The organism is Ancylobacter radicis (assembly GCF_018449475.1).
GTDB classification, from domain to species: domain Bacteria; phylum Pseudomonadota; class Alphaproteobacteria; order Rhizobiales; family Xanthobacteraceae; genus Ancylobacter; species Ancylobacter radicis.
Genome location: NZ_JAHCQH010000025.1, coordinates 1 through 14,065, shown reverse-complemented (window position 1 = coordinate 14,065; position 14,065 = coordinate 1). Strand labels below are relative to the sequence as shown.

The following is a 14,065-nucleotide window of genomic DNA, read 5'->3' as shown; positions in this document are numbered from 1 at the left end:
TGTATCAACCCGGCCTACGGAGTTCTGTTGATGCCCGCTTTGCCCAAGCTCGCCACGCCCCACGATCATGCGCCCCCTCATGATCCCGCGCATGGACCGGGTGCCGCTACGGCAGGTGTCGTTGCAGCAGGTGTCGCGGTGCAGGAGGCGGGGCGCTTGGCCCATGCTCACGCCCATCCGCATGCCCACTCTCACGGGCCGCACCAGCGCCATCCGGCGGCCGAGCCCGGCTTTTCCCTGCTGCGCCTCTCCGTCTGGCAGCGGCTCGCCATCGCCGCGCCGCTCGCGGCCCTGCTGTGGGCGGGCGCGCTGCTGGTGATGTCGCAGGGGGGCATGTGATGGGCGCGGTACTAAGCTTTCGCGACCTGACGCTCGGCTATGAACGCCATCCCGCCGTGCATCATCTCGCCGGCGATGTGACCGAGGGGGCGCTGCTCGCGGTCTGCGGGCCGAACGGCGCCGGCAAGTCGACCCTGCTCAAGGGGATCGCCGGCGTGCTCTCGCCGCTGGCGGGGCGGATCGACTGCACCATTGCCTCGCGCGACATCGCCTATCTGCCGCAGGCCGCGGAAATCGACCGCTCCTTCCCGATCGACGTCTACGACCTCGTCTCCATGGGGCTCTGGCATCGCTCCGGCCTGTTCGGCGGCATCGCCCGCGCGGATCGCGCGCGTATCGAGCAGGCCATTGCCACGGTCGGCCTCGAAGGCTTCGAGAACCGCCCGATCGGTACGTTGTCCGGCGGGCAGATGCAGCGCACGCTGTTCGCCCGCCTGCTGCTCCAGGAGGCGCGTCTCATCCTGCTGGACGAGCCCTTCACCGCCCTCGATGCCGGCACGGTCGCCGACCTCGTGGCGCTGGTCGAACGCTGGAACGGGGAGGGGCGCACCGTCCTTGCGGTGCTGCACGACCTCGAACTCGTGCGCAGCCATTTTCCGCAGACGCTGCTGCTCGCCCGCCAGCCGGTCGCCTGGGGCGAGACGCGCGAGGTGCTGACGACGCCCAATCTGTCGGCGGCGCGGCGCATGTGCGAGGCCTGGGACGAGACCGCCCCGTTCTGCGCACCGGAGCAGGCGGCATGATCTACGATTACCTGATCGCCCCTTTCGCCGAATTCGACTTCATGCGCCGCGCGCTGATCGGCTCCATCGCGCTCGCCGTCGGGGCAGGGCCGATCGGCGTGCTGATGATGCTGCGCCGCATGAGCCTTGCCGGGGACGCCATGGCGCACGCCATCCTGCCGGGCGCGGCCATCGGCTTCCTCGCCGCGGGGCTCAACCTGTTCGCCATGACCATTGGCGGTCTCGTCGCCGGCTTCGCGGTGGCGCTCGGCGCCGGCGCGGTGGCGCGGGCGACGCAGATGAAGGAGGACGCGGCGCTGGCCGCCTTCTATCTCATCTCGCTGGCACTCGGCGTGCTGCTGGTGTCGCTGCGCGGCTCCAATGTCGACCTCCTGCATGTGCTGTTCGGCACGGTGCTGGCGCTGGACGATGCGACGCTGCTGCTGATCGTCTCGATCTCCAGCTTCACCCTGCTGGCCCTCGCCGTGCTCTGGCGCCCGCTGGTGCTGGAGAGCGTCGATCCCGGCTTCCTGCGCTCGGTGAGCCGGGCGGGCGCGCCGACCCATCTGGTCTTTCTCGCCCTCGTCGTGCTCAACCTCGTCGGCGGCTTCCATGCGCTCGGCACCTTGCTGGCCGTCGGCATGATGATGCTGCCCGCCGCCGCTGCCCGCTTCTGGACCCGCGAACTCACCGCCATGGTGGGGCTATCCGTGCTGGTGGGCGCGCTCTCGGGCGTGCTGGGGCTGCTGATTTCCTATCACTGGGGCGTGCCCTCCGGGCCCTCCATCATTCTCGTCGCCGGCGCGAGCTACGCGCTGTCCGTTCTGTTCGGGCCGGTCGGGGGGCTGCTGCCGCGCCTCGCGCCGCGCCGCCATCTTGAAGCCTGAGGAGAATTCCCATGCTGTCCCGCCGTTATCTCATCGCCGCGGCCTTTGCCGTCGGCCTCGCCGGTCCCGCCGTCGCGCAGGACGCTGCCCCGGCCGCCAAAATGCCCGTCGTCGCCTCCTTCTCGATCCTCGGCGACTTCGTGAAGGAAGTCGGCGGCGATCGTATCGCCGTCTCGACCCTCGTCGGCCCGAATGGCGACGCCCATGTGTTCCAGCCCGCCCCGGCCGATGCCAAGAAGGTCGCGGCCGCCAAGGTGGTGTTCGTCAACGGCCTCGGTTTCGAGGGCTGGATGAACCGCCTCGTGAAGGCGTCCGGCACCAAGGCCAAGATCGTCGTCGCCACCACCGGTGTCGAGCCGCGCGAGATGGCCGAGGAAGAGGACGGCCATGATCATGGCAAGGAGGCGCATGCCAAGGCGGCCGATGGCAAGGCCGCGCATGGTCATGACCATGAGGAGACCGACCCCCATGCCTGGCAGTCGGTCACTAACGCCAAGATCTATGTCGCCAATATCCGCGACGGGCTGATCGCGGCCGATCCGGCCGGTCAGGCGACCTATGAGGCCAATGCGGCCGCCTATCTGGCCAAGCTCGACGCGCTCGACGCGCAGGTGAAGAGCGCCATCGCCGCCATCCCGGCGGAGCGCCGCCGCATCATCACCTCGCACGATGCCTTCGGCTATTTCGGCGCCGCCTATGGCATGGAATTCATCGCGCCGCAGGGCGTCTCCACGGAGGCCGAGGCCTCGGCCAAGGATGTCGCCAAGATCGTCCGCCAGATCAAGGCGGAGAAAATCCCGGCGGTGTTCATGGAGAACATCTCCGATCCGCGTCTGGTCAAGCGCATCGCCGACGAGACCGGCGCCAAGATCGGCGCCGAGGTCTATTCCGACGCGCTGTCGGATGACAAAGGCCCGGCCAGCACCTACATCGACATGATCACGAACAACGTCCAGGCGTTCTCCTCGGCCCTGTCGAGCTGAATGCCGGACCCCCACCATCCCGTCATGGCCGGGCGCGCCCCGGCCTCCACGATATTCGCCGCAAGGCGTGGATGCCCGGGCCTGGCCCGGGCATGACGTTTTCAAAGATCGAGGTTGTCCATGTCTGACACGCAGTCCGGCAAGATCCCCGTCACCGTGCTGACCGGCTATCTCGGGGCCGGCAAGACGACGCTGCTCAACCGCATCCTGTCCGAGTCGCACGGCAAGAAATACGCCGTCGTGGTGAACGAGTTCGGCGAGATCGGCATCGACAACGACCTCGTGGTCGGGGCCGATGAAGAAGTGTTCGAGATGAACAATGGCTGCATCTGCTGCACGGTGCGCGGCGACCTGATCCGCATCATCGACGGGCTGCTGCGCCGCAAGGGCGATTTCGACGGCATCATCGTCGAGACCACCGGCCTTGCCGACCCGGCCCCGGTCGCCCAGACCTTCTTCGTCGACGAGACCGTCGGCGCCAAGACCACGCTCGACGCGGTCGTCACCGTGGCCGATGCCAAATGGCTGAAGGACCGGCTGAAGGACGCGCCCGAGGCCAAGAACCAGATCGCCTTCGCCGACGTGATCCTGCTCAACAAGACCGATCTGGTGACGGAAACGGAGCTGAAGGACGTTGAGATGCGCATCCGCGCCATCAACCCCTTCGCCCGCATCCACCGCACGCAGCGTTCCGAGATCGCCATCGACAAGGTGCTCGGACAGGGGGCGTTCGACCTCGACCGCATTCAGGCGATCGACCCGGATTTCCTCGAAGGCGGGCACAAGCATTTCCACGACGAGGACATGCAGTCCTTCTCCTTCTCCACCGAGAAGGCGCTGGATCCCGACAAGTTCTTCCCGTGGATTCAGGAGCTGACCCAGCGCGAGGGGCCGAACATCCTGCGCTCCAAGGGCATCCTCGCCTTCAAGGACGACCCGGAGCGTTTCGTGTTCCAGGGCGTTCACATGATTCTGGACGGCGATCACCAGCGTCCGTGGCGCGCCGACGAGGCAAAGCTCAGCCGCATCGTGTTCATCGGCCGCAAGCTCGACCGGGCGGCGCTGGAGAAGGGCTTCCTCTCCTGCGTGGCGTGACGGCCCGCATCTCTCGCTGCAATGGCCGGGCATGTCCCGGCCATTGTCGTCTGGGCGGCCCGTGACGTGGGCGCCGAATTGGGCTAACCCGACAGCGTCCTCACGAAAGCCGATCCTGCCATGGCCGCTCTCTCCTCGACCCCGTCTTCCCTCACGTCCCGGCTGCGCCGGCTCGATCTCGGCGCGGGCGTGGTGGGGCTGCGCTTCCTCGGTACAGCGGCGGGCTTTGTGCTCGGCAATGGCGAGATCGTGCTGGTCGAGGCCGAGGAGACCCGCCTGCGGGCGCATCACGGTGCCGTGCTGTCGGTTGCCTCGGATGCCCGGCGGATCCTCACCGGCGGCGATGATGGCCGGGTGGTGGCGACGCGCGGCGATGGCGTGGCCGAGCCGCTGGCCGAGCAGAAGGGGCGCTGGATCGACCAGGTGGCCAGCGCCACTGACGGCGGCTTCGCCTTCTCGGCCGGCAAGACCGCGCATTTCCGTCCCGTCAAGGGCGAGGCCAGATCGCTCGATCTTCCCTCCACCGTCGGCGGCCTTGCCTTCGCGCCGAAGGGCACGCGGCTCGCCATCGCCCATTATGGCGGGGTGACGCTCTGGTTCCCCAATGCTCAGGCCAAGCCGGAAGTTCTCGAATGGAAGGGCTCGCATCGCGGCGTGGCCTGGCACCCGGAAGGGCGCTTCGTCGTCACCACCATGCAGGAGGCGACCCTGCATGGCTGGCGGCTGCCGGACGGGGCGAATATGCGCATGTCCGGCTATCCCTCGCGGGTGCGCTCCATGGAGTTCACCGCCGGCGGACGCTTTCTCGCCACTTCGGGCTCGGCGGAGGTGATCCTCTGGCCGTTCGGCAGCAAGGAGGGGCCGATGGGCAAGCAGCCGGTGATGCTGGCGCCGCGCGATGTCCGCGTCTCCTGCGTCGCCGCCCACCCCAAGGACGACGTGATCGCCTGCGGCTATGAGGATGGCCTCGTGCTGATGAGCCGCCTGGCCGACGGCGCCGAGATCCTCGTCCGCGCCCCCGGCGCCAGCCCGGTGAGTGCGCTCGCCTGGCGCGGGGACGGCGGTGCGCTGGCGGTGGGCACGGAGGACGGCGCCGGCGGGTTGCTGATCCTGTGAATGCAGCTTCCGGCTGAATAATCCTTGGTTCCCTAAGGCTTTATGTGACCCGTTCTGTGGCCTCCCGGTCACAGCCGGCCGCCGGCTGCGTGCGCAGGCCAACAGGCTGCGGGCTGTCGTCATTGTGTCACCTTACCGTCATCCAGCCCCGTTAGCGCAGGCTCCGGGGAATTTGACGCTGGGGATCTGCCATGAACCGTTTCTGCTCGTCGACGAGCGTGTGGGCGCTTGCCGCCGCAGGTGTGATTGCCACCTCGCCGCTCGCGGTGGCCGCCTCGTTCGACATCTCGACCGCGACGACCACGCAGCAGCAGGTGTCGGGCACCAATGTCGGCGTCATCACCAGCACGGGCTCGATCACCGTCTCCGGTGTCGCGGTGCAGTGGAACGGCGCCGCGACCGGCGATGGCGTCAGCATCACCAATGACGGCACGGTCACCAGCACCGGCGGGCGGGCCTTCGATACCAGCGGCGGGTCGATCACCGGCATCTACACGCTGATCAACAACGGCACGATCACCTCGTCCAACGATGCCTTCCGCATCAACGATGATTTCGCCAACGGCACGCTCAATGTGACGAATAACGGCACGATCAGCTCGGCCACCGGCCAGGCCTTCGATCTCGCCAATGTCACCGCCGCCACCGCCGTGGTGACCATCACCAATTACGGCACGATCCAGTCGGGCACCGCCGACGCCATTCGCCCGGGCACGGGCGGGACGGTGATCAATTACGGCCTGATCCAGTCCACCGACCTCACCAGCGATGGCGACGGCGTGGACTTCCAGGAGGCCGGCGGCACGGTCATCAACAAGACCGGCGGCGTGATCCTCGGCGCCAAGCACGGCATTACCGGCGACGGCGAGACCACCGTCACCAATGAGGCGGGCGCCACCATCACCGGCCAGAACGGTTCGGGCATCAATATCGACAGCACCGGCTCGACACTGGTGACCATCACCAATTACGGCACCATCACCGGCGCCGTGACCGGCCTGCTCGACGATGACGGCACCGCCGACGGCGTGCCGGACGGCGATGGCGACGGCATCGATGTCGACGGCCAGATCCTGCTCTACAATTACGGCACGGTGCAGGGCACCGGCGCGACCGGCACCAATGACGGCATCCCCAACACGGCGGACGGCATCGCGGCCGGCGGCGGCACGATCTACAATTACGCCGGCGCCGTGATCGAGGCCTATGACAACTATGCCAATGACGGTTCCGACGATGTCGGGCGGGCCATCCTGATCGACGACAGCAATGGCGGCGCGGCGCCTTTCGCCACCACCATCATCAATCAGGGCACGATCCGTTCGGATGGCGTCGCCATCACCCTGGTGGGCGACAATGACGACACGATCGAGAATTACAGCCTGATCCAGAGCGACAACGCCACGGCCATCGACATGGGCGGCGGCAACGACCTGTTCATCTACCATATCGGCAGCACGGTGGTCGGCATTGTCACCGGCGGCGACGGCACCGATACGTTCGAGCTGGACGGCACGGGCACCTTTGACCTGTCGCTGCTGGGCGACACGGCGCAGTATCAGAGCTTCGAGACGCTGCTGATCGGCGAAGGGTCGGTTATCACCGCCACCGGCACGAGCGACTTCACCGGTACTCTGGAGATCGACGGCAGCTTCACGCTGAACGGCTCGCTGTCGGGCGCGGGCTTCACCCTCGAGAACGGCGCGACGCTGTCCGGCAACTCGACGGTGGCGAGCCTCACCGTGGAGAGTGGCGGCACCGTCTCGCCGGGCAATTCCATCGGCACGGTGACCGTGACCGGCACCGCCACCTTCAACAGCGGTTCGGTCTATATGGTGGAGATCGACCAGACCTCCTCCGACCAGATCATCGCCGGCACGCTGGCGCTGAATGGCGGCACGGTCCAGCTCTCCTCCAGCGGCCCGCTGGTGGCCGGCACGGTCTACACCATCATCTCCGCCACCAGCACGACGACGCCCTCCACCCAGTTCGACACGCTGGTGAGCGCGGACTACCTGTTCATCGACCCGACGCTCGGCCGTGACGGCGCCTCCGTCACCCTGACGCTGACCCGCAACGGTACCAGCTTCGCGAGCTACGCCCGGACCGCCAATCAGGCGGCGGTGGCCAATGCGCTGGAAGCGGGCGGTACGGCGGCCTCCTATCTCACGGCCGCCACCACGGCCACCGACACGACGCAGTTCGCGACCGGCTTCGACCTGCTGTCCGGTGAGGTCCATGCCTCGGTCGGCAACACGCTCTACACGCAGTCGACCCTGGTCGGCGATACGCTGGCCGCCCGCCTGCGCCAGAGCGCGGCCGGCAGCGCCAGCCCGGCCATGGCGGCGCTCTCCTCCGGTGGCCCGGCGCTCGCCTATGCGGCACCCGCCCCGGCGACCAAGAGCCCGATCGTCACCAAGGCGCCGCCGGCGCTGCCGGTCGGCCCGGTCTATGCCGCCTGGGCGCAGGGCTTCGGCCAGTGGAGCACGGCGGACGCCACCGGCAATGCGGCGGAGATCGACAGCTCGCTCGGCGGCTTCCTGGCCGGCGGCGACGTCACGCTCGACCGCACCACCTTCGGCTTTGCCGCCGGCTATGTGTCGGCCAACACCGATGTCGATGCCCGGCTGAGCAGCGCCGACACCTCGACCTTCCTGATCGCCGCCTATGCCGGCACCAGCATCGAGAATTTCCGCCTGCGCGGCGGCGCCTCCTATGGCTGGACCGACACCGACACGCAGCGCACGGCGAGCTTCATGGGCCTCACCCAGTCGCTCGATGCCTCCTATGATGGCGGCACGGCCAACATCTTCGTCGAAGCCGCCTATGCGGCGGAGATCAACGCCATCGCCTTCGAGCCCTTCGCCCAGATGGCCTGGAGCTGGATCGAGACCGACAGCTTCACCGAGAATGGCGGCAGTCTGGCGCTGAGCTCGCAGGGCCTGTCCTTCGACGTGCCCTATTCGACGCTCGGCCTGCGGCTCGCCACCGCCATCGAAATGGGCAAGAGCCTCGTCACCCCCCATGCCACGCTCGGCTGGCGCCACGCCTTCGGCGATGTGACGCCGGAAGCGGCCATGGCCTTCGCCGAAACCGGCGCCGCCTTCGCGGTCGAGGGCGCGCCGATCGCGCAGGACAGCTTCGTGCTCGGCGCCGGCATCGACCTCAAGATCGGCGCCAGCCTGACGCTCAACATCGGCTATGAGGGCGAGTTCGCTAGCGATGTGGAGACCAATGCGGTGCGGGGCGGTCTGGTCTATCGCTTCTGACCGCCGGCCGCCTCGGCATGGATGTCAATCAACAGCGGCGGGCTTCGGTCCGCCGCTTTCCGTTTCGCGGCTTTCCATTTCGCCTGCCGGTCGCGGCGTGCCCTTTATCGCACTGCGGCAAATCGGCTAGGCTGCCATCTCCGCATGTGAGGACACGCACGCCATGAAGATCGAGGACGTCCGCCGTACCGCCTATTCCATGCCGCTGACCAATCCGGCCTATCCCGTCGGCCCCTACCGCTTCTTCAACCGCGAATATCTCATCATCACCTACCGCACCGATCCGGCGGCGCTGGAGAAGGTGGTTCCCGAGCCGCTGAAGGTGACCGACCCGATCGTCAAATATGAGTTCATCCGCATGCCGGACTCCACCGGCTTCGGGGACTATACCGAGACCGGGCAGGTGATCCCGGTGGAGTTCGAGGGCCGCAAGGGCGGCTTCGTCCACTCCATGTATCTCGACGACGAGGCGCCGATCGCCGGCGGGCGCGAACTCTGGGGCTTCCCCAAGAAGCTCGCCAAGCCGAGCTTCAAGGTGGAAAGCGACGTGCTGGTGGCGGACCTGCATTATGGCAGCGTGCTCTGCGCCTCCGGCACCATGGGCTACAAGTACAAGAAGGCCGATCCTGACGCGGTGATGGCCTCCATGCTCGCCCCGAGCTGGCTGCTGAAGATCATACCGCATGTGGATGGCACGGCGCGTATTCTGGAGCTGGTCGAGTACTATCTCGAAGAGGTCACCATCCAGGAGGCGTGGACCGGGCCGGCCGCGCTCGGCCTGTTCCCCCATGCCATCTGCGACGTCGCCAAGCTGCCGGTGCTGGAAGTGCTCTCCGCCGTGCACATCAAGGCCGATTTGACGCTCGGCCTCGGCAAGGTCGTGCACGACTATCTGAAGGATTGAGGCGGGCTGGCGGGGGCTTAGCCGAGCCCCAGCCGCTCCGTCGCCATGAAGCCGAACATCAGCGCGAGGCCGAAGGCGATCAGCGTCAGCGCGGCGAGGAATTCCACGCCGCGCAGCACCACCACCGCACCCGCTCCCCGGCTTGTGCCGGCGAGCCGCACCGCGGCGTGTTTGGCGAACACCGCGAGCGCGGCAATGGCGCTCACCGTGATCGCCGTGCCGACGCCCATCAGCAGGGTGGAGGCGGCGCCGACCCAGAAGATGCCCTGCGTCAGCGCGAAGACCAGCACCAGGATCGCCCCGCTGCACGGCCGCAGGCCGACCGAGAGCACCGCTCCCCACCACTCGCGCCAGCCGCCGCCCTTGGGCAGTTCTTCGGGAGCGGGCATGTGGCCGTGCCCGTCCGCGCAGCCGCAATCATCGCCATGAACATGGGCGGGTTGCCCGCGCCAGGCGGCGATCAGCGCGCGCCCCTTGGCATAAGCGAGGCGCAGGCCGATCAGCACGATAAGGCCATAGGCCGCGAGCTCGATGATGTAGACCGCCCGGCTCATCGTCGCCGCTGTCGCCCCGATCAGCACCGCGAAGATCGCGGCGATCAGAATGGCGGTCAGCGCCTGGGCGAGGGCGCTGGCGAAGGCGAGGCCGATGCCGCGCTTGAGCGTCGCCTCATTGGCGAGCAGGTAGGAGGAGATCACCGCCTTGCCATGGCCGGGGCCGGCGGCGTGGAACACGCCATAGGCGAAGGAGATGCCTCCGAGCAGGAAGACGGCGTGGCCATCCTGCTTGGAGGCCCGCACGGCGCTGGTGAGCAGCCGGTAGAATTCCGCCTGCTTGGCAAGGATGAAGCCGGCGACACCGCCGATATCGCCGGGCACGTTTCCGGCCGGGGTGGGCGCGCCGACGCCGAAGGGCGACTGGGCGAGCGCGGGATGGGCGAGCAGAAGGATGGCAAGCCCGGCGAGGGCGCCCGTCACCACCCGTGCGCCGCGCGAGGCCGGACGGTTCACGAGCAGGTCACCGTCACGCGATTGGCGAATTGCGAGCCGAAATTGCTGGCCGTGGTCAGCGCGTTGAAAAAGCCCTCGGACAGGGTGGTCGTGCCGGTGGCCGCCGGGTCCGGCCGGTGTAGCGCCAGCGAGCAGCCCGCCGCCTCGCCGGCCAGCTTGATCGGGTCGTTATCGGCGAGCTGGAAGGCGACGAAATAGGTGGGATCGTAGACATCGACCGTGGTCGAGCCCTTCTTCGCCTCGGGCGTCGCCAGCGGCAGGGTAAAGTGCAGCGTCAGCGAGGTGCCGTCGAAGGTGAGGTAGTAATCCTTGGGCGGTTCAAAGGCGATCGCCTGCTTGCCGCGCTTGGCATAGGTGAAATAGTCGAATTCCTTGAGGGAATCGATGTTTACCTGGGCGAGTTCCTTGAGCGTCTTCTCGCTCGGCTTGCCGTCCGGGCCGGTCTCCAGCCCCTGCAGCGCATAGGTGGAAAAGCTCTCGTCGAAGGTCCAGGCGTGGCGCACGCCGGCCAGCCTTCCATCCGGGGCATAGTCCAGCTCGGAATTCACCGTCACCCAGACATGGGGGTGGGCGAGGGCAGGACCCGCAAGCCCGCACAGGGCGATCATCACGCCGAGAAATCGCCGGAACATCCGCATCACCGTCCTTGCCGCACCGTCCGTGATCTTGACCGTGGAGTTCGGCGGAATGGTGACAGGTTCCGGGTGAGGGGGGCGTGTTGGGTGGACGAGAGCCTCGCCTCGCAACGGCACCGATGTCTCGTGCGCCGATGTCTCGCCGTCATCCCCGGGCGTGGCCCGGGGATCTATGTCTTCGTGGGGCGAGGGGACGTCGTGGATGCCCGGGTCAAGCCCGGGCATGACGATCTACGTGCGTCCGGTTCCGCGCGGCCAGACTTACGCCGCCAGCCTCACGCCGCCTTGGCGGCCTTGGGCTTGATCAGCTTGCGGTTGATCAGCACTTCCGCGATCTGCACCGCGTTGAGCGCGGCGCCCTTGCGCAGATTGTCCGACACGCACCAGAAGGCGAGGCCGTTCTCCACCGTGGCATCCTCGCGGATGCGGGAGATGTAGGTCGCGTCCTCGCCGGCCGCCTCGTAAGGCGTGATGTAGCCGCCCGGCTCGCGCTTATCGACCACCAGCACGCCCGGCGCGGCACGCAGGGCTTCGGTGGCCTCTTCGACGGTGATCGGCTTGGCGAACTCGACGTTCACCGCTTCCGAATGCGAGATGAAGACGGGAACGCGAACGGCGGTGCAGGTCAGCTTGATCTTGGGATCAAGAATCTTCTTGGTCTCCACCATCACCTTCCATTCCTCCTTCGTGTAGCCGTCTTCCATGAAGACGTCGATGTGAGGAATGACGTTGAAGGCGATGCGCTTGGGGAACTTCTTGGCTTCGATCGGGTCGGAGACGAAGACGGCGCGGGTCTGCGCGAACAGCTCGTCCATCCCGTCCTTGCCGGCGCCGGAGACCGACTGGTAGGTCGCCACGACGACGCGGGTGATGGTCGCCAGATCGTGCAGCGGCTTCAGCGCGACGACCAGCTGGGCGGTCGAGCAGTTCGGGTTGGCGATGATGTTCTTCTTGGTGAAGCCGACAATGGCGTCGGCATTCACCTCGGGAACGATCAGCGGCACGTCGGAATCATAGCGCCAGGCCGAGGAGTTATCGATCACCACGCAGCCCTGGGCACCGATCTTCGGCGACCATTCCTTGGACACGTCGCCGCCCGCCGACATCAGGCAGATGTCGGTGTCGGAGAAATCGTAATGTTCGAGGGCTTTGACCTTGAGGGTCTTGTCGCCGAAAGAAACCTCCGTCCCGACCGAACGGCGGGAGGCAAGCGCGACCACCTCGTCGGCGGGGAACCCGCGTTCGGCGAGGATGTCGAGCATTTCGCGGCCCACATTACCCGTGGCACCGGCGACGGCGACCTTGTAGCCCATGATCATTCTCCTGACGGCCCTGCCATTCACAGGCTCGGGCGAGGGCGGGCTTTTACGCCGAAAGGCGGATAAGGGCAAGGTTTGGCCGGGCCGGGAAGGCATTGCGGGAATGCCCGGCCGGCGCGGCGCTCCCGCAAGGTCATCCGGGGTCGCCATGCCCCTTCCTTCCTCGCGCGGCCGCCCCCGCAGGTCTCAGCCGAGTCCCGCTCCGCCGGCACGGTGACGATGCGGGGACGGTGCCTCTGTTTCAGCCGAGGCAGCAGATGCGCGTGAGGGCGAAATGGCTGGGATCATTGGTGCCGAACTGGAACTTGGACCCGTCGCGCGTCACATGGCGTTGCGGCGGGGGCATCACGCCTGCATCGCCAACCGTCCGTGCCGTCGCCGTCACCGGATATTCGGATTGGGGATTTCCCCACGTGTTTCTTTCAGCCGGGCGATGTCCGCCCGGATCGGGGCGAAGGGGCCGAAGCGATGCTGCTCCACGGGGAAACGGTCGGCATAGGGCGGATAGGGGGCATCCACCGGCTTCAGCAGCAGGTCGGGGAAATCGCGCTCAATGCCCGCCAGTTGCGGCCGGGGCTGCGACAGCACGAAGGCCGCCACGTCCCAGGCGTCGTCCGGGTTCAGCGTCGGGGCGATCCAGGAGGTCCCGTTCGGCATGTTGTCATGGACGAAGTTGGCGAGCGTGATCAGCCGCGCCGTGCCCGCTCCGTCGTTGAAGCTGTCCGGTCCCCAGAGCGGCGGGACGGCATAGCCCATCTCTGGCAAGACCGCGTTGCGCCTGACGCCGAGGCCATCGCGGCGATGGCAGTCCGCGCAGTTGCGGGCATAGACGATCGCGCCGCGTGAGGGGTCCGCCGCCCGATCCAGCTCCGGCATCGCGCCCGCGCCGGCCCCGGTGATCGTCGCATCTGCCGGAATATTGGTCGAGAGGACGTCGAGATAGGCGAGGATCGCCTGCATCGGGCGATCCTCCTCCCGCATCGGCTGCCCGTTCATGCTGCGTTTCAGGCATTGATTGACCCGGTCGAACAGCGAGCTGACCGTGCCGCTGCGGGCGCTGTAGGCGGGATAATCGGCGGACGCGCCGATTAACGGCAGGCCGAATTTCTTCAGGCCGGCGCGCAAATGGCAGTTCGCGCAGGCCAGATTGTTGCCGGCATAGCGGGCTGCCGGATTGGCGACGTCCGGGCCGATATGCGCATAAGTCGCCTCGATGATGGAGCGGCCATAGCGGGCGAGCCGGCCATTCTCGTCATCCGGCAGGGCATCGAAGGCCGGAACGTGCCAAACCACGACATCCGTCTTCGGCAAGGGGGGCGCGGCATCGGTTTGAGCAAAGGCCCGCTGGGTCGAACACGCCAGCGCAACGGCAAGACCGACGATGACGGTGAGGCGGTAAAAAACGTGACGTGTCATGTCCACAATCAACTTTGCTGCGCAATGATCGTCCCAGAACCCCATACCTAAAGCAATGATGGTTCTCGCGCCGATGAAAGGTCGCGAGGTTGTCCGGGGGCTCGCCCCTCCCGACGGACGGTGCGCGGCGATCGACGCGATCGGCACCCGCAGGCGACACCCTCGCCTTTGCCGGTTGGAACGAAGGCCCGCACCAAAAGCCCCGCGCCGCCTCGCGGCCGGGGTTCTGCGTCAGGCGCCGACAGCCCTTTGAAGGGCGCGCGGGGCACCGGGGCGGACGCCACCGGCGGCCGCCTGCACCTTTGTTTTAAAAGGTGGTGCAAGCCTTCACTCAGCCAACCGACACGCCGTCCCCGGCGCCCCGCACGCG

The 14,065-nt window shown here is 67.3% G+C and carries 12 protein-coding genes; 8 read left to right on the top strand and 4 right to left on the bottom strand.

Translation table 11 applies throughout. The features are described from left to right. Positions 1-156: 156 nt before the first annotated feature. The 8 genes from KIP89_RS19340 to KIP89_RS19305 all read left to right on the top strand — a co-directional run bounded on the left by KIP89_RS19340 (position 157) and on the right by KIP89_RS19305 (position 9,315). Positions 157-339 (top strand): hypothetical protein, encoded by a 183-nt coding sequence (locus KIP89_RS19340; RefSeq protein WP_250152675.1) that lies wholly within the window; start codon positions 157-159, stop codon positions 337-339. After that, positions 339-1,082, top strand: coding sequence for a zinc ABC transporter ATP-binding protein AztA (gene aztA, locus KIP89_RS19335; RefSeq protein ID WP_213757242.1), 744 nt, complete (start codon positions 339-341; stop codon positions 1,080-1,082). Before KIP89_RS19340 ends, aztA begins: the two co-directional genes overlap by 1 nt. After that, positions 1,079-1,948, top strand: a complete 870-nt coding sequence (locus KIP89_RS19330; RefSeq protein ID WP_213757241.1) for a metal ABC transporter permease — start codon at positions 1,079-1,081, stop codon at positions 1,946-1,948. Before aztA ends, KIP89_RS19330 begins: the two co-directional genes overlap by 4 nt. A gap of 11 nt (positions 1,949-1,959) precedes the next feature. Next, a complete protein-coding gene (locus KIP89_RS19325; RefSeq protein WP_213757240.1) occupies positions 1,960-2,931 on the top strand; it encodes a metal ABC transporter substrate-binding protein in 972 nt (323 codons plus the stop codon). 120 nt (positions 2,932-3,051) lie between these two features. Further along, positions 3,052-4,026 (top strand): CobW family GTP-binding protein, encoded by a 975-nt coding sequence (locus KIP89_RS19320; protein ID WP_213757239.1) that lies wholly within the window; start codon positions 3,052-3,054, stop codon positions 4,024-4,026. 120 nt (positions 4,027-4,146) lie between these two features. Further along, complete coding sequence (locus KIP89_RS19315; protein WP_213757238.1) at positions 4,147-5,142, top strand: WD40 repeat domain-containing protein; 996 nt, start codon at positions 4,147-4,149, stop codon at positions 5,140-5,142. 191 nt (positions 5,143-5,333) lie between these two features. Then, complete coding sequence (locus tag KIP89_RS19310; protein WP_213757237.1) at positions 5,334-8,411, top strand: autotransporter outer membrane beta-barrel domain-containing protein; 3,078 nt, start codon at positions 5,334-5,336, stop codon at positions 8,409-8,411. Between the two features lie 163 nt (positions 8,412-8,574). After that, on the top strand, positions 8,575-9,315 hold the full coding sequence (locus KIP89_RS19305) for an acetoacetate decarboxylase (protein ID WP_213757236.1): 741 nt from the start codon (positions 8,575-8,577) through the stop codon (positions 9,313-9,315). 17 nt (positions 9,316-9,332) lie between these two features. Here KIP89_RS19305 and KIP89_RS19300 read toward each other — a convergent pair whose 3' ends face one another. The 4 genes from KIP89_RS19300 to KIP89_RS19285 form a co-directional block, all read right to left on the bottom strand. Then, positions 9,333-10,325, bottom strand: a complete 993-nt coding sequence (locus tag KIP89_RS19300) for a nickel/cobalt transporter (protein ID WP_440131650.1) — start codon at positions 10,323-10,325, stop codon at positions 9,333-9,335. Beyond that, positions 10,322-10,957 (bottom strand): DUF1007 family protein, encoded by a 636-nt coding sequence (locus KIP89_RS19295; RefSeq protein ID WP_213757235.1) that lies wholly within the window; start codon positions 10,955-10,957, stop codon positions 10,322-10,324. The genes KIP89_RS19300 and KIP89_RS19295 overlap by 4 nt, the downstream gene beginning before the upstream one ends. A gap of 278 nt (positions 10,958-11,235) precedes the next feature. Next, a complete protein-coding gene (locus tag KIP89_RS19290) occupies positions 11,236-12,273 on the bottom strand; it encodes an aspartate-semialdehyde dehydrogenase (protein ID WP_213757234.1) in 1,038 nt (345 codons plus the stop codon). A gap of 387 nt (positions 12,274-12,660) precedes the next feature. Next, entirely contained in the window at positions 12,661-13,695 is a 1,035-nt protein-coding gene (locus KIP89_RS19285) for a c-type cytochrome (protein WP_213757308.1), read from the bottom strand. Between the last annotated feature and the right edge of the window lie 370 nt (positions 13,696-14,065).